Source organism: Actinacidiphila epipremni (assembly GCF_012034175.1).
Classification (GTDB): Bacteria; Actinomycetota; Actinomycetes; order Streptomycetales; family Streptomycetaceae; genus Actinacidiphila; species Actinacidiphila epipremni.
Genome location: NZ_JAATEJ010000020.1, coordinates 14893 through 31439 on the forward strand (window position 1 = coordinate 14893; position 16547 = coordinate 31439).

At 73.6% G+C, this 16547-nt stretch carries 12 protein-coding genes; 10 read left to right on the forward strand and 2 right to left on the reverse strand.

Annotation, left to right across the window (positions count from 1 at the left end):
• Positions 1-60: 60 nt before the first annotated feature.
• Positions 61-3678: a S41 family peptidase gene (locus HCN08_RS22720; RefSeq protein WP_206319127.1), complete on the reverse strand. Its 3618-nt coding sequence runs from the start codon at positions 3676-3678 to the stop codon at positions 61-63.
• 240 nt (positions 3679-3918) lie between these two features.
• On the opposite strand from HCN08_RS22720, the gene HCN08_RS22725 reads away from it, so the two are divergent.
• The 6 genes from HCN08_RS22725 to HCN08_RS22750 all read left to right on the forward strand — a co-directional run bounded on the left by HCN08_RS22725 (position 3919) and on the right by HCN08_RS22750 (position 12259).
• Positions 3919-4416, forward strand: a complete 498-nt coding sequence (locus HCN08_RS22725; protein WP_322974621.1) for a GNAT family N-acetyltransferase — start codon at positions 3919-3921, stop codon at positions 4414-4416.
• Positions 4417-4632: 216 nt separating this feature from the next.
• Entirely contained in the window at positions 4633-6321 is a 1689-nt protein-coding gene (locus HCN08_RS22730) for an FAD-binding dehydrogenase (protein ID WP_167985057.1), read from the forward strand.
• Between the two features lie 589 nt (positions 6322-6910).
• A complete protein-coding gene (locus tag HCN08_RS22735; RefSeq protein WP_206319117.1) occupies positions 6911-8716 on the forward strand; it encodes a glycoside hydrolase family 6 protein in 1806 nt (601 codons plus the stop codon).
• Between the two features lie 182 nt (positions 8717-8898).
• A complete protein-coding gene (locus HCN08_RS22740) occupies positions 8899-10074 on the forward strand; it encodes a serine hydrolase domain-containing protein (protein ID WP_167985058.1) in 1176 nt (391 codons plus the stop codon).
• A gap of 4 nt (positions 10075-10078) precedes the next feature.
• The gene (locus HCN08_RS22745; RefSeq protein ID WP_167985059.1) at positions 10079-10888 is read left to right on the forward strand and encodes an SDR family NAD(P)-dependent oxidoreductase; all 810 of its coding nucleotides are present in this window, start codon (positions 10079-10081) and stop codon (positions 10886-10888) included.
• Positions 10889-11146: 258 nt separating this feature from the next.
• On the forward strand, positions 11147-12259 hold the full coding sequence (locus HCN08_RS22750; RefSeq protein WP_167985060.1) for an NAD(P)/FAD-dependent oxidoreductase: 1113 nt from the start codon (positions 11147-11149) through the stop codon (positions 12257-12259).
• A gap of 109 nt (positions 12260-12368) precedes the next feature.
• On the opposite strand, the gene HCN08_RS22755 is transcribed toward HCN08_RS22750, so the two are convergent.
• On the reverse strand, positions 12369-12827 hold the full coding sequence (locus HCN08_RS22755; RefSeq protein WP_167985168.1) for a MarR family winged helix-turn-helix transcriptional regulator: 459 nt from the start codon (positions 12825-12827) through the stop codon (positions 12369-12371).
• 681 nt (positions 12828-13508) lie between these two features.
• Between HCN08_RS22755 and HCN08_RS22760 the strand changes: the two genes are divergently transcribed.
• The 4 genes from HCN08_RS22760 to HCN08_RS22775 are packed head-to-tail and all read left to right on the forward strand — an operon-like array spanning position 13509 to position 16543.
• The gene (locus tag HCN08_RS22760; RefSeq protein ID WP_167985061.1) at positions 13509-15104 is read left to right on the forward strand and encodes an ATP-binding protein; all 1596 of its coding nucleotides are present in this window, start codon (positions 13509-13511) and stop codon (positions 15102-15104) included.
• Positions 15101-15538: a roadblock/LC7 domain-containing protein gene (locus HCN08_RS22765; protein ID WP_167985062.1), complete on the forward strand. Its 438-nt coding sequence runs from the start codon at positions 15101-15103 to the stop codon at positions 15536-15538. The genes HCN08_RS22760 and HCN08_RS22765 overlap by 4 nt, the downstream gene beginning before the upstream one ends.
• Complete coding sequence (locus HCN08_RS22770) at positions 15535-15894, forward strand: DUF742 domain-containing protein (protein WP_167985063.1); 360 nt, start codon at positions 15535-15537, stop codon at positions 15892-15894. The genes HCN08_RS22765 and HCN08_RS22770 overlap by 4 nt, the downstream gene beginning before the upstream one ends.
• The gene (locus HCN08_RS22775; protein ID WP_167985064.1) at positions 15872-16543 is read left to right on the forward strand and encodes a GTP-binding protein; all 672 of its coding nucleotides are present in this window, start codon (positions 15872-15874) and stop codon (positions 16541-16543) included. The genes HCN08_RS22770 and HCN08_RS22775 overlap by 23 nt, the downstream gene beginning before the upstream one ends.
• Positions 16544-16547: the final 4 nt, after the last annotated feature.

Here is a 16547-nt window from a genome sequence, read left to right on the forward strand (position 1 = left end):
GCTGCCACGCCCCGGGGCGGCCGTGCCCGCGAGGGGGCGGCAACGGCCCTCAGCGGGCCCTCAGGGGCTCATGGCGGGGCTGCGCGGGGGGAGCGGGGGGCGGGAGCGGTCGGGGCGCTCGGAGAGGTCGGGAGGGCAGGCCGCGGGGTGCTGGGACAGCAGCGCCAGCGCGGTGCGCACGGCGACGTCGAGCTGGCCGTGGCGGCCCTCGGCCCAGTCCAGCGGGGTGCGCAGGCACTCGATGTCGGGGGCGACGCCCTGGTTCTCGACCGACCAGCCGTACGCGTCGAACCACGCGGCGTTCATCGGCACGGTGATCACGGTGCCGTCGCCGAGCCGGTGGCGGCCGGTCATGCCGACGACGCCGCCCCAGGTGCGCAGGCCCACCACCGGCCCGATGCCGAGGAGCTTGAACGCGGCGGTGATCATGTCGCCGTCGGAGGACGTCGCCTCGTCGGCGATGGCGACGATCGGGCCGCGCGGGGCGTTGCCGGTGTACGAGACGGGCTGGGCGTTGCGGGTGAGGTCCCAGCCCAGGACGGTGCGGGTCAGTTTCTCGATGACCAGTTCGCTGATGTTGCCGCCGGCGTTGCCGCGGACGTCCACCAGCAGGGCGTCGTAGGCGACCTCGCTGCGCAGGTCGCGGTTGAACTGCGCCCAGCCGGAGCCGCCGAGATCCGGGATGTGCAGATAGCCGCACCGGCCGCCGCTGAGGCGGCGGACGACCTTGCGGCGCCGCGCGACCCAGTGCTGGTAGCGCAACGGCCGGTCGTCGATGAGCGGGACGACGGCGACGCGGCGCGGCGGGCCCCCGCCGGGCGGCCGGAAGGTCAGCTCCACGGTGGTGCCGCCGGCGCCCGCCAGCAGCGGGAACGGCCCCGCCTCGGGATCGACGGGACGGCCGTCGACGTGGGTGAGGACCGCGCCCTCGCGGATGCCGGTGCCGGCCAGCGGGGAGCGGGCCTTGGAGTCCGACGACTCGCCCGGCAGGATGCGGACGACCGTCCATGTGCCGTCCTTGTTGTGCTGGAAGTCGGCACCGAGCAGGCCGATGGGGCGCTGGTAGTGCGGCGGGCCCTCGTTGCGGCGGGCGGCTGCGACATAGGCGTGGGACGTGCCCAGTTCGCCCAGCACTTCGCGCAGCAGGTCGGCGAACTCGTCGGGCGTGGCGACGCGGTCCACGAGCGGCCGGTACTGGTCGAGGACGGCGGTCCAGTCCACGCCGCACATGTCGGGCGCCCAGAAGTAGTCGCGGATCAGCCGGCCCGCCTCGGCATAGGACTGCCGCCATTCGGCACCCGGGTCGACCTCGTGCAGGATGCGCCGCAGGTCGACGTAGACAGTGGTCTCGTCGTCGCCGCGCTCGTTGGACGGCAGGACGGAGAGTTCACCCTCGTCGTAGACCGCCAGCCGCCGGCCGTCGCCGCTGACGGCATACCAGTCCATGTGGCGGACCAGCTCGGTCTTCTTGGACTTGCCGAGGTTGAAGAACTCCAGGGTGGGGCGGGCGGAGGGGTCGGTGGGGTTGACGAACGTCTCGCCCAGGGCGCCGGAGATGGGCCAGCGCAGCCAGACCACGCCGCCTTGTACCGGTTCGAGCGAGGAGTACTTCGACGCCGGTACGGGGAACGGCGTCACTCGGCTGGGCAGGCCCTCGGCCTCGACGACGACGGGGCCGTCGCTGTCGCCGCCGCTCTCGCCGGGGTCCAGGCCGCTGGCGGTGGCGCTGCCGATCGGGCCGCCGTCGATGGGCAGCGCAAAGGGCGACGGCGTCGCCGAGTTGAGCGGGACGAGGTACGGGCGGCAGCCGAGCGGGAACGACAGGTCGCCGGTGTGGACGTCGTACACCGGGTCGAAGCCGCGCCAGGACAGGAACGCCAGGTAGCGGCCGTCACGGGTGAAGACCGGCTGCTCGTCCTCGAAGCGGCCGTTGGTGACGTCGATGATCGTGTGGTCGGACAGCCGGGCGATCTTGATGGAGCGCAGTGAGCGGCCGATGCCGGGGTGCGACCAGGTGAGCCACGCGGAGTCGGGGGAGAAGGCGAGGTCGCGGACGGGGCCGTTGGTGGAGCGGATGAGCTCGGTGACCGTGCCGGGCGGCTGCGGGGGAGCCGGGTCGGCGCCGGTGCCGGCGTCGTCGTACGGGGGCGCGCTCTCGCCGGCGGCCGGGTCGGCGGCGCCGGTGGTCACCAGCAGCAGCCGGCCGTCGTGGGAGGCGACCGCCAGGGTGCCGCCGTCCGGAGACGACACCAGGGCCAGGACGCGGCCGAGGCGGCCGACGGCCAGGCGGGTGACCGTGTCCGGGGCGTCGCCGGGCGGCGGTCCCGCCGAGGCGGCGCCATCGATGCCGGGGACGAGGACGTCGCCGACGTAGGCCATGCGGGTGGAGCCGGTTCTGACGGTACGACCATCGCCCGGCGGAGTGTGATCATCGCCCGCCGGAATACGATGATCGCCCGCATTCGTCGGATCATCGCCGTCCGCCGGCCGTGACCGTACGGCGCCCACCGGCACCGTGTCCGGTGCGGCGTCGGCCGGCTCCGGGGCGGCGTCCAGCGCGGCGAGGGCCTCCGCCGCCGACTCCGGGCCGCGGCTGAGGGCGCGGGAGGCGCGGCCCGGCAGAGGGGCGAGTTCGATGCCGTCCTCGCCCTCGGCGTCGGTGACGTAGCCGACCAGGCCGGTGTCGCCGAGCATCTCCGGGAGCCGGACGCGGGCGCCGGGGGAGTCGGAGACGGTGCGGGCCGGGCCGTCGCGGTGGGTGAGCCAGTACAGGCCGCCGCGGACGCACACCGCGCTGGCGCGGCCGGCGGTGTCGACGGCGATGCCGTCGAGGTTGGTGGCGGCGGGCACCTGGTACGGGCGGCGACCGCTGCGGGCACCGCCGAGGCGGACGTCCAGGCGGCGCGGCTGCGCGCCCGGGGACAGGTCCTCCACGAGCCACAACTCGCCCGCGCAGTGGTAGACGACGCGTTCGCCGTCCGTGGCGGCGTTGCGGGCGTAGAAGTCGGCGTGGTCGGTGTGGCGGCGCAGGTCGGTGCCGTCGGGCAGGCACGAGTACAGGTTGCCGACGCCCTCGTGGTCGGACAGGAAGGCGACGCGGCCCGCGACGAACATGGGCGAGGCGAGGTGGCCGTCGATGTCCTCCACCAGGCGCTCGCCGTGCAGCCACAGCCGGCCGGTGGCGCCGCCGCGGTAGCGCTTCCAGGCGTGCGGCTCGTGCGGTGGCGTGCCGGTCAGCAGCAGGGTGCGGCGCTCGGTGCCGTCGCCGTCGTCGGCGGGCTCGTCGCGCACCGCGATGTCGGAGACCGGCCCCCAGGGCAGCGGGCCGCCGGGGCCGCCCGCGACGGGGACGCTGTACGCCCAGGTGAAGTACGAGAACGCCTGGCCGTGGGACGACACCGCCAGGACGTGGCCGTCGGGCGTCCAGGAGCACACCCGGGTGTCGGAGCTGCCCCAATAGGTCAGGCGGCGGGCGGTGCCGCCGTCGGACGGCACCACGTACACCTCGGGGTCGAGGCTGCGCCATGTGGTGAAGGCGATTGTCGACCCGTCGGGTGAGAAGCGGGGCGGGCCGACGCGGGTGCGGTCGGCGGTCACCCGCCACGCCCGGCCAGGCGGACCGCCGGCCGGGCCCAGCGGGGCGACCCAGATGTCGTCCTCCGCGGCGAAGCAGAGCATGTCGCCGTGCAGATGCGGAAACCGTAGGTACGCGCCGTCGCTCACCTCATCTATGGTTCGGGGCTGCCAGGCGGCCAGCAACTTTTCCCGGGAGTGCGCCCCCGCGGTGCGTCACCGCGCCGGGTGACCGCCGGTCGTACGACCCCGGGGGCGTACGGTCCGGTCGTCGGATGATCCGTGGTCGGGTGGTCGGGTGGTCGGCCTGTCCGACGGTCGGATGGTCGGATGGAGTGACGGGAGGTGGGCGTGGAGGCGGAGGTCATCGTCACGCGGCGGCTGACGCTGCTGCCGTTGGCGCCGCACTATGCGGAGGAAATGGCCGTCGTGCTGGGCGATCCGGCGCTGCACCGGTACATCGGTGGCGCACCGCTGGGCGTCGAGGAGTTGCGGGCGCGGTACGTGCGGCTGGCCGCGGGGTCGGGGCAGGCGGACGTGGCGTGGTGCAACTGGGTCGTGCGGCTGGACGCGGAGGACCGGCTGGCCGGGACGGTGCAGGCGACGGTCACCGGGGCGCGGGCGGAGGTCGCGTGGGTGGTCGGTGCGGCGTGGCAGGGGCGGGGGATCGCGACCGAGGCGGCTCGCGGGATGGTCGGATGGCTGCGCGCGGCCGGGGTGTCGACGGTGGTCGCGCATGTGCACCCCGACCATGGCGCGTCCGCCGCGGTGGCCGCCGCGGTCGGCCTGGTGGCCACGCGGGAGTGGCAGGACGGCGAGGTGAGATGGCGGTCGGGCGGGTGAGCACACTGTCGTACGGGCGGATTGTCGGCCTGGGGCGGCCGGTCGCGCGGCCGGCGCCGTTGGTGCGATCAGCGGACGGTCGGCGGGCCTATCGGCGGGACATCGGATGAACGCCGGGGTTGCGCCCGGGCGCTGACCCGGTGGGGGTGGCTCGCGTACCGTGCATTACCACCGAGTAGGTCGGTGGGTGCGGCACGTGGAGCAGGAGGCGGGCGGATGGCGCTGGACGCGGACGTCGTAGTGGTGGGCGCGGGTCTCGCGGGGCTGGTCGCCACCGCCGAGCTGGCCGACGCCGGGCGGAAGGTGATCCTGGTCGACCAGGAGCCGGAGGCGTCGCTGGGCGGGCAGGCGTTCTGGTCGTTCGGCGGGCTCTTCCTCGTGGACTCCCCCGAGCAGCGCCGGATGCGCATCAAGGACAGCGCGGACCTCGCGCTGCAGGACTGGCTGGGCACGGCCGGGTTCGACCGCCCCGAGGACTACTGGCCGCGCAAATGGGCGCAGGAGTACGTCGCGTTCGCCGCCGGCGAGAAGCGGGCGTGGCTGCACGCGCAGGGGCTGCGCATCTTCCCCGTCGTCGGGTGGGCCGAGCGCGGCGGTTTCCTGGCGACCGGCCCGGGCAATTCGGTGCCGCGCTTCCACATCACGTGGGGCACGGGTCCGGGCGTCGTCGCGCCGTTCGAGCGGCGGGTGCGGGAGGCGGTGGCCCGCGGGCGGGTGGAGCTGCGGTTCCGGCACCGGGTGACGGGCCTGACCACGACCGGCGGCGCGGTGGACGGCGTGACCGGCGAGGTGCTCGTGCCCAGCGACGCCGAGCGCGGCACGGCGAGCTCGCGCGAGGTCGCCGGGGAGTTCGCGCTGCGGGCGCAGGCGGTGGTCGTCACCAGCGGCGGTATCGGCGGCAACCACGACCTGGTGCGCGCGGCGTGGCCGGCCCGGCTCGGTACGCCCCCGAAGAAGCTGCTGTCGGGCGTTCCGGCGCATGTGGACGGCCTGATGCTGGGCGTCACGGAATCGGCGGGCGCCTCGCGCATCAACGGCGACCGCATGTGGCACTACACCGAGGGCATCGAGAACTGGAACCCGATCTGGGCCCGGCACGGCATCCGCATCCTGCCGGGGCCGTCGTCGCTGTGGCTCGACGCGACGGGCCGGCGGCTTCCCGTGCCCTATTTCCCCGGGTTCGACACGCTCGGGACGCTGGAGCACATTATGCGCACCGGGTACGAATACACGTGGTTCGTGCTCACCCAGAAGATCATCGAGAAGGAGTTCGCGCTGTCGGGCTCCGAGCAGAATCCGGACCTGACCGGGCGCAGTGTGCGGCAGGTGCTGAAGCGGGCGCTGCCGGGGGCTCCGGGGCCGGTCGAGGCGTTCAAGCGGAACGGTGCGGATTTCGTGGTGGAGCGCGAGCTGGGGGCTCTTGTGCGGGGGATGAACGCGCTCACCGGGGAGGGCCTGGTCGAGGAGGCGGCGCTGCGGCGGGAGATCGAGGCGCGGGACCGGGAGATCGCGAACACGTACACGAAGGATTTGCAGGTCACGGCGATTCGGGGGGCGCGCAACTATATCGGCGACAAGCTGGTGCGGACGGCGGCGCCGCATCGGTTGCTGGATCCGAAGGCGGGGCCGCTCATTGCTGTGCGGCTGAACATTTTGACCAGGAAGTCGCTCGGGGGGCTGGAGACGGATCTGGAGGGGCGTGTGCTCGTGCCGGCGGGGGTCGGGGCGGCCGGGGGGGTTGGGGGGCGTGGGGGGCCACTGGAGGGGCTTTACGCGGCTGGGGAGGCGGCGGGGTTCGGTGGGGGAGGGGTGCATGGGTATCGGTCGCTGGAGGGGACGTTCTTGGGCGGGTGCATATTTTCCGGGCGTCAGGCGGGGCGGGCGGCTGCGGCGGCCACCGCGTAGGCCTGACGCTCGCGCGGCGCGGGCCAAGTGGGGCGCCGGTGCTTCTGGTGGCGTCCGCGCCTGCGCCCCGGGGGTGCGCCTTCTGTCGGTGGGTGGGGTGGTCGGGGGCGCTCCGGGGGGTACCTCCTCGGACTGCGCACATTGACCTTTTCGCGCATCCGGTGCCGCCCTGTCGTGCGCAGTCCTGCGGGGGCACCCCCCGGATCACCCCCGCCCGTACGTCCGTCGGCGTCTGACCGCCGGGGGGTCAACTGCTGTCCGTTCAAGGAGGGTTGGGTGGGCGGGGTCTCCCGTACGTCGGTTGGCGGCCGTTCGTTCGTCCGGGTTGGGGCGGGCGTCTGTGGGGTGGCTGCCGTTGTTGCGCGGGGAGGGGTTTGACCTGGGGGGAGGGTGGGGGTGGGGGGCAACTCGTGGGGAGGGGCTGGGCCTTGTCGTGCTTCAAGCATTGACAGGAGCAGAAGGGCTCCGCACTATGGGAGCGCTCCCACGTTAAGAGCGTGTAACCGATACAGGAACCACCGCACCACCTCCCATGGCCTTTCGAAGCCGTTTCGACAAGGCCCATCCCCCCTATGGAGGTTGTTCGCACATGGCAGTCCCGATAGTACGACGCAGAACCGCGGCGTTGGCCGCAGGTCTGATGGTCGTGGCGTCCGGCGGAGTCGCCGCCGCGCTCAGTTCCCCGTCCGCCTCGGCGGCCACGGCCGGCTGCTCGGTCAACTACAGCGTGAACCAGTGGGACAGCGGGTTCACCGCGAACGTGACCATCACCAACACCGGCCCCGCGCTGACCAGCTGGAACCTGGGCTGGACCTTCGCCGGCAACCAGAAGGTCACCCAGGGCTGGAACGCCACCATCACCCAGACGGGTGCCTCCGTCTCCGCGGCGAGCCTGTCGTACAACGGGGCGATCGCCACCGGCGGCACGACGAGCTTCGGCTTCAACGGAAGCTACAGCGGCACCAACACCTCGCCGACGTCGTTCACGCTGAACGGCGTGGCCTGTGGCGGCGGCGGCACGTCCGGCGGTTCGACGGGCGGCACCACGCCTCCCACCACCCCGCCGACGACTCCGCCCACCACGCCGCCGACGACCCCGCCGACGACGCCTCCGACCACGCCGCCCACCTCCCCGCCGCCCGGCCAGAAGGTGGACAACCCGTACGTCGGTGCCAAGGGCTACGTCAACTCCGAGTGGTCCGCGGAGGCCGCGGCCGACGGCGGCCAGGCGATCGCCAACTCCTCCACCGCCGTGTGGCTGGACCGGATCGCCGCCATCAACGGCGTCAACGGCGGGATGGGCCTGAAGGCGCACCTGGACGCCGCGGTGCAGCAGGCCGCGGGGCAGCCGCTGACGATCGAGCTCGTGATCTACGACCTGCCGGGTCGTGACTGCGCCGCGCTCGCCTCCAACGGTGAGCTCGGCCCGACGGAGATCGGCCGCTACCAGACCGACTACATCGACCCGATCGCGGCGCTGGAGGGCAACTCCGCCTACTCCAAGCTGCGGATCGTCAACATCATCGAGCCCGACTCGCTGCCGAACCTGGTCACCAACGCCGGCGGCACCGACGGCTCGACGGACGCCTGCGCGACCATGAAGGCCAACGGCAACTACGAGAAGGGCGTCAGCTACGCCCTGTCGAAGCTGGGTGCCCTCGGCAACACGTACAACTACATCGACGCCGGCCACCACGCCTGGCTCGGCTGGGACAGCAACCTCGCCCCCGCCGCGCAGGAGTTCTACAAGGTCGCCACGAGCAACGGCGCCAGCCTGGCGGACGTCCAGGGCTTCATCACCAACACGGCGAACTACAGCGCCACCGTGGAGCCCAACTTCAAGGTCACGGACAACGTCAACGGCACCAGCGTGCGGCAGTCGAAGTGGGTCGACTGGAACAACTACGTGGACGAGCAGTCGTTCGCGCTCGGCCTGCGCAACCAGCTGATCTCCGACGGCTTCCCGTCGAGCATCGGCATGCTGATCGACACCGGCCGCAACGGCTGGGGCGGCAGCTCCCGGCCGACCGGCCCGGGTGCCACCACCAGCGTGGACACCTACGTCGACGGTGGCCGTATCGACCGCCGTATCCACGCCGGCAACTGGTGCAACCAGTCCGGTGCGGGCATCGGAGCGCGGCCGACGGCCGCTCCCTCGGCCAACATCGACGCCTACGTGTGGATCAAGCCGCCGGGTGAGTCCGACGGCGCGAGCCAGGCCATCAGCAACGATGAGGGCAAGGGCTTTGACCAGATGTGCGACCCGACCTACGGCGGCAACGCACGCAACGGCAACAACGCGACGGGCGCACTGCCGAACTCCCCGCTGGCGGGCCACTGGTTCTCGGCCCAGTTCCACCAGCTGATCGCCAACGCATACCCGCCGCTCTCGTAAGCACCAGCAACCGATAGCGGATCCCCCCACCGGGCCCGTAACGGGGCCGCACCCGGGTCGTCAGACCCGGGGTCGCGGTCCCGGGACGGGCCCGCCGCCGTGTTGTCGGACCCCTCGTGCACCATGGAGGAAGGCGAGCCGCGCACGGGCCGGCGGCCTGGTCGGTCAGGAGGCGGTCGGGGATGGGCGGCACCGAGGTGCACGGGGTGGCGGAGCCCGGTTACGAGCCGGTCCGCGCCGCCTTCGCGGGCAACTTCGCCCGCCGCGGGGACCGCGGTGCGGCGGTCGCGGTCTACCGGCACGGCCGCAAGGTCGTCGACCTGTGGGGCGGTACGGCGGCCCCGGACGGCGGCGGCCCGTGGCGCGAGGAGACCGCGCAGACGGTGCGGTCGGCGACCAAGGGCGTGGCCGCGGCCTGCCTGCTGCTGCTCCACCAGCGCGGCCAGCTGGACCTGGACGCGCCCGTCGGCGCCTACTGGCCGCAGTTCAAGGCCCGCGGCAAGGAGCGGGTGACGGTACGGGACGTGCTCGCGCACCGGGCAGGGGTGCCCGCGCTGGACGAGCCGCTCACCCCCGGGCAGGCCCTCGACGGGGTGTCGGGGCCGCGCGCGGTGGCGGCGCAGCAGCCGCTCTTCCCGCCCGGGCAGGCGCACGGCTACCACGCGCAGACCTTCAGCTGGCTCACCGGCGAGCTGGTGCTGCGCGCCTCGGGGCGGACGATCGGGCGGTTCACCGCCGAGGAGATCGCCCGGCCGCTGGGCCTGGACCTGTGGATCGGGCTGCCGGACGGCGAGGCGGGCCGGGTCGGCCGGATCGGTGACGTGGAGGTGCCGGCGCCGGCGGTGTCGGGGGCCTTGCGCAGCCGGCCCAAGCAGGCCGTGCACGAGGCGTACGCGGACGCCGGCTCGCTCACCCGGCGGGCCTTCGCCGCCATCACGCCGCTGCCGGACGAGAACGACCCGGCATATCGCGCCGGGGAGCTGGCGGCCTCCGGCGGCATCGCCACCGCCCGGTCGCTGGCCCGCTTCTACGCCGCGCTCATCGGCGAGGTGGCGGACGGCCCGCGGCTGTTCGCGCCGGCGACGGTGACGGCGGCCAGGACGCCGGAGTCGGACGGGCCGGACCGGGTGCTGGTGGTCGGCACACTGTTCGGGCTCGGCTATATGCTGCACGGTTCGTCCGCCCCGATGCTCGGCCCCGGCTCCTTCGGCCACCCGGGGCGCGGCGGCAGCCTCGCCTTCGCCGACCCGGAGATGGGCGTCGGCTTTGGCTACGTCACCAACGGCATGCAGCGCAACGTCACCGCCGACCCCCGCGCACAGGCTCTGGTCAGGGCGCTTCGGGAGTGCATACGCTGACCCGATGCGAGGACGCTTCGGGTCGTACGGTGTGATCGTCACGGGCGGCGCGCGGGGCATCGGGGAGGCGATCGCGCGGCGGTTCGCCGCCGAAGGCGCCGCCGTACTCATCGCCGACCGGGACGCGGCCGGCGCCGAGGCGACCGCGGCCTCGATCCGCGCCGGCGGCGGGAGCGCCGAGGCGTGCGCCTGCGACGTGGCCGACACCGCGTCGGTGGACGCGGCGGTGGCGCGGGCGGTCGACGCCTTCGGGACGCTGGACGTGCTCGTCAACAACGCCTACCGGTGCGCGGAGGACAAGGGGCGGTTCGCCGCTGAGGACGACGAGGAGTGGCGGCTCGACCTCGACGTCACCCTGGTCGGCGCCATGCGCTGCACACGGGCCGCGCTGCCGCACCTGGCCGCCGCGCCCGGGCGGCGCGGGGCGGTGGTCAACATCGGCTCCGTCAACGGCATCGCGTCCTTCGGCAACCACTCCTACAGCGCCGCCAAGGCCGGCCTGATGTCGCTGACCCGCACGCTCGCGGTGCAGGCCGCGCCGAGCGGGGTGCGGGTCAACCTGGTGGCGCCGGGCACGATCCGCACGCCCGCCTGGGACGGGCGGGAGGCGGCGCTGGAGACGGCGGCGGCCCTCTACCCGCTGGGCAGGGTCGGCGAACCCGCCGACATCGCCGGCGCGGTGACCTTCCTCGCCTCGGCCGACGCGGCCTGGATCACCGGGGTGACGCTCCCGGTGGACGGCGGGATCCTCATCAGCAACCCGGGATTCTCCGCGGCGATGGACGCCGTGCCCGGCTCCGCCGCGCAAGGCTGAGCGGGCGGCCGGGCGGCCGGGCAGTCGGGTGACCCGGCGCCGCGGCCGTAAGCGTGCTGATGTACCGATGAACGGCGGGTGCTGACGGGCGGTCAGCGGTTCCGCTGCACCCTTCTGCTTATTCCCGCTTCTGGGGTGCGGTTCTTCACACGGTAGGACCGGAGATAATCGCCCCTGCATATTGTCGCCGTTCGTAGTGCGAACTAATCTCGTTCGTAGTACGAATGACAATGTCACATCGCATCATGGGGTGGAATCATGAGCAGCACGGTCGTGGTCGTCGGCGGCGGATACGGTGGCGCCGCCGTGGCAAAGGCGCTGGACGTGCGGGACGGGGTGGATGTCGTCCTGGTGGAGCCGAAGGACGCGTTCGTGCACGCGGCCGGGTCGCTGCGGGCGTTGGTACGACCGGAGTGGGCCGGGAACATCTTCTTCCCGTACGACAAGCTGATGGCGCGCGGACGGGTGGTACGCGACCGGGCGGTGGGTGTGGATGCCGGCGGGGTCACCCTTGCGGGTGGCGGGCGGGTCGCGGCGGAGTATGTCGTACTGGCCACCGGGTCGGATTATCCGTTCCCGGCGAAGGCCGACAGTGATGTCGCCGCCGAGGCGCTGGAGCAGCTGCGCCGGGCGCACAAGGAGCTGTCGGCGGCCGTCCGGGTGCTGATCACCGGGGCTGGGCCGGTCGGGCTGGAGCTGGCCGGCGAGATCGCGGCCGTATGGCCGGACAAGCGGATCACCGTACTGGACCCGGCCGCCGAGATCATGCCGTCGTTCACGCCCGAGCTGCGCGCCGAGCTGCACCGGCAGCTGGCCGGCCTCGGCGTGGAGCTGCGGCTCGGCACCGCGCTCGCCGCCGAGCCGGCGGTGCCGGCGGCGACGGCCGGGGCGTTCACCGCGCTCACCGCCACGGGGGAGGAGGTCGGCGGCGACATCTGGTTCCGCTGCCACGGCGTGCGGGTCAACGGCGGTTCCCTCGCCGGGAGCCTGCGCCCGGGGGCGGTGACCGCGCAGGGCCAGGTGCGGGTGGGGGAGACGCTCCAGGTCCGCGGATACGACCGTATGTACGCGCTCGGCGACCTCACCGACCTGGCCGAGGCGAAAATGGCGGGTTATGCGATGAAACACGCGGCGGTCGTCGCCGAGAACATCGCCGCCCAGGTGCGCGGTGAGCGGCCCACCGCGGTCTACACGCCCTCGCCGGTGCCGTCAGTGCTGCTGCCGCTCGGGCCGAACGGCGGGGTCGGGCAGGTCCCGGCGGAGGAGCCCGGCACGCCCCCGACGCTGCTGCCGGCCTCGGCGGTCGCGCAGTACAAGGGCGCGGACCTGTTCGTCGGCCGCTTCACCGAGCTGTTCGGCACCTCCGCCTGACCGGAGCGATGACGCGTGCCGCGCGCCGCCCGCCCGCAGAAGCCGCACCCCGCAGGGGCCGAGCCCCCGCACAGGCCGCGGCCCGTACGGGCCGAAGCCCCGCCGGGCGTCAGCGGCGGGCGGTGCGCGGCGGCGCCTCGTCGGCGTCCATGAAGACCACCGGCACGTCGTTGTCCGTCACGACCCGGCTGAGCAGCAGCGCCATCGCGTCCCGATCGCCCGGCGCCAGCCCCGAGGGCAGCAGCTCCACGCGCCGGCACGTCTCGGCGTAGAAGGCGTCGACCAGCTCCGTGCCCTGCTCGGTGAGCGCGACCCGCACCGCCCGCCCGTCCTCCGGGTCCGGCTCGCGCCGCACCAGGCCGCGCTGCGCGGTGCGGTCGACCAGCCCGGTCAGGCTCGACTTGGCCAGCCCCAGCATCGCCCCGAGGTCGGCCATGCCGTACGGCCGCGGCATCAGCACGCACATGAGCTGGCCCTGCTGCGCGGTGATGCCGTACTCCCGGGCGGTCTCGGCGTAGACGGCGTTGACGAGGAACGAGGCGCGCACCAGCGCGGTGGCGATGCTCATGCGTCCTGCGTCGGCCCTGCCCATGCCGTCCAGCCTACTGAAGCGCCCCGCGAGCCGGACCTGGCCGGCCCGGCCCGGCCCGGCGGCGTTGTCAGACCCCGCCCCTACTGTGTGGGCGACGAAGGGGCAGGTCACGCGCTGCCTCGGGTCCGCCGTGCCGCGGCCGGTGCGTCCCGCCCCTGGAGGGGGGTGGCGGGACCACCGCGCCGCACCGTTCCCGCCAGCCGCCAGCCGCCAGCCGCCAGCCGCCAGCCGCCAGCCGCCAGCCGCCAGCACCCGGCCCCACCCGACTGCGCCCATTGCCGCGCCCCGCCCCCGCCCGGCAGCCGCCCGGCCGGCCCCGCGGCCCCCGCTCGCCGCCGCCCCGGCCGTACCTCCGACCTTCCCCCGACCGTACGACTTTCGTACGTGTGCACGACACACCATGTCATCAGATGACGCCCCCTCAGGGTTTCCCCGTGCAACCTGAGGATTTGTCACAACTCCCTCACCAGTTGGCACTTGAACCCCACGCCCAGTGATTAGGATGATCGGGCAATCCGCCGCCACCGGCGGATGCGGGCATCGGATGTCATCACCGCCGACCACCGCGTGCCCGCCGGCGCGTGCGCCCCCGTGTGCCCCTCGACAAAACCGGTGGGCTGCTCCGGTCCGATCGACCCCCCAGTGCACAAGGATCTGATGAGTACTCACATATCGGGAACGGTGTTCTGGCCTGTCGCCGTCGTCGCGGTCGCCCTGCTCGCCCTGTGGATACGGCAGGCCGTCGTGTCCGCGGCGCTGCGGCGGCGCCTCGCGCAGGCCGTGGAGGACGTACGGGCCAGGGAGGCGGAGCTCGGGCACCTGGTCGACGTCCGGCTGCCGGCCGTGGAGATGGCCGGGCGGCGTCCGCCGCAGGGGCTGCGCGACCAGCGGCTGGCCGGAAGCGCTTACGCCGACCGGCTCGACCAGGTCGTGCACCGCTTCGTCGGGGCCTCGGAGAAGGCCCGGGTCCGGGCCGACCACGCGGCGAAGTCCACCCTGATGGCCGCCATGAAGTCCGTGCAGGCGCTCGCCAACGAGCAGCAGCTGGCGATCACCGAGATGCAGAACCGCCACCACAGTGCGCATGTGCTGCAGGACCTGATGGAGATCGACCACGCCAACTCGCAGTTCGCCCGGCGCGCCCAGGCCGTCGCCGTGCTGTGCGGGTCGTGGCCGGGCCGGCAGCGCGCCGCCTCGCCGCTCATCGACGTGCTGCGCGGCGCGAAGTCCCGCATCCGCGACTACCAGCGGGTCGAGATCTACCCCGGCCCCGAGGTGGACGTCATCAGCCGGGCCGTGGAGCCGGTCGTGCTCACCGTCGCCGAGCTGCTGGACAACGCCACTCGGCACTCGCAGCCCAACACCAGCGTCGAGGTGACGATCCGGCCCGCGCACAACGGGACGACGATCGTGATCGACGACGCGGGCGTCGGCATGGACGAGCTGGAGATCTCCACCGCGGTCGAGCGGCTCACCCGCGGCCAGCACCTGGACATCAACGCCCTCGGCGACCCGCCGCAGTTCGGCTTCGCCGCGGTCGGCGTGCTCGCCGCGCGCTACGGCTTCACCGTCTCGGTGGACACCCAGTCGCCGTACGGCGGTGTCCGCGCGGTGATCTTCCTGCCCAAGGCGCTGCTGGTCGCCGCGGGCCAGGGCGCGGTGCCGGTGGTGGCCCGCGCCGCCGCGCACGACCGGGCCGTGGCGCAGGCCCGGCAGCAGGGCGGCGCCACCCCGATGCCGGTACGCACCCCCGGCGCGGCCCGCCCCACCGCGGCCCCGGACCCGCAGCCGGCCCAGGCCGCGGCCCCGGCAGCCCCCGCGGCCCCCGCGCCCGCAGCGACGCCCCCCGCCGCAGCGCCCGCCGCCGGCCCCGTCCCGCTGCACGCACCGGCGCCCGAACCCGCCCCCGTGCCCGCGCCGCTGCGCCCCCTCACCCCGGTCGCCACCCCCGCCACCCCCACCGCCCCCGCCGACGCCGACCTGCCGGCGCACGAGCGCGACGACGGCTACGAGGTGCCCGAGACCCCCATCACCGGGATAACCGCCGGCGGCCTGCCCAAGCGGCGCCGCCGGGAGATCAGCGAGGAACAGCTCGCGGCACGGTACGCAAGCGCTTCCGGCCCGGCGGTCGGCGAGGACACAGGTCCGGTCCGCACCGCGCAAGAGACCGCATCCCGTATGGGTGCATTCGCCCGTGGTACGCGCTCCGGGCGCGCGGAATCCGCCGACGTCGAAGGGACGGCTCAGCAATGAACGACCATATGGCCAACGAGCTTGGCTGGATGCTCGACGAGGTCCTGAAGGTCCCCGAGGCACGGCACGCGATCCTGCTGTCCGCCGACGGGATGCTGCGCGCCCACTCCCAGGGCGTCGCGCGCGACGAGGCGGAACGCCAGGCCGCCGCGCTGTCGGGGCTGCAGTCCATCAGCCGCAGCACCGCGGAGTTCACCGGCGACCACGCCTCGCCGTGGCAGCAGACCCTGGTGGAGTTCGCCGGCGGCTACGTCTTCCTGGTCGCCGCGGGCGCCGGCGCGTACCTCGCGGTGTCCGCGACGAGCCAGGTGGACATGGAGATGGTGACGTACCGCATGCAGAAGCTGGTCGACCGGCTCGGCAAGGAGCTGACCAGCCCGCCGCGGCGGGACGCCGGCGCCACGCTGCCTGGCGGCACCACCGTACGGTCATGACCCCGGCGCGCAGGCGGGAGCAGGGGCTCGTCCGGGCGTATGTCGTCACCGACGGGCGCGCCCACCCGACGCGCAACACCCTGGACATCGTCACGCTGGTGAACGCCGTGACCAGCCGCCCGCTGACCGGCCTGTCGCCGGAGAAACGCGGCGTGATGGAGCTGTGCAGGGGAGGTGCCCTGTCGGTCGCCGAGGTGGCGGGGCACCTCGGCCTTCCGATCAGCGTCGTCAAGGTGCTGATCAGCGACCTCATCGACAGCGGCCACATCTTCGCCAGGGCCGCCGTCCCCAAGGCCCAACTCCCCGACGTCCAGCTTCTCCAGGAGGTGCTCGATGGGCTCCGCGCCCGCCTCTGACCACGCCCCCGCGCCCTCGTACCCCGCGCCCTCGTACCCCACGGGCGCCCCCAGTTACGTGGCCGACACGGTGCGGACGGCGGCCAAGATCCTGGTCGTCGGGCACTTCGCGGTCGGCAAGACCACCTTCGTCGGGACGCTGTCGGAGATCACCCCGCTGCGCACCGAGGAGCCGCTGTCGCAGGCCGGCGCGCACGTCGACGACCTGGCGGGGGTGCCCGACAAGACCACCACCACCGTCGCCATGGACTTCGGCCGGCTCACCCTCAGCGAGTCGCTCGTGCTGTACCTGTTCGGCGCGCCCGGCCAGAAGCGGTTCGCGCAGCTGTGGACCGACATGCTCCAGGGCGCCCTCGGCGCGGTGATCCTCGCCGACACCCGGCGGCTCGACCAGTCCTTCGACGTCATGGGCCTGCTGGAGGAGTACGGGATGCCGTACGCCGTCGCCGTCAACCAGTTCGACGGCGCCCCGCTCTTCCCCGAGGAGGAGGTGCGCGAGGCCCTCGACCTGCTGCCCGAGACGCCGCTGGTCACCTGCGACGCGCGGGACGCCGCCTCGTCCACCAAGGCGCTCATCGCCCTCGTGGAGTACCTGCAGACCCGCCCCATACCCGACGACGCCTCCGCCGCACCCTCCCAGGAGTCCTGAACCC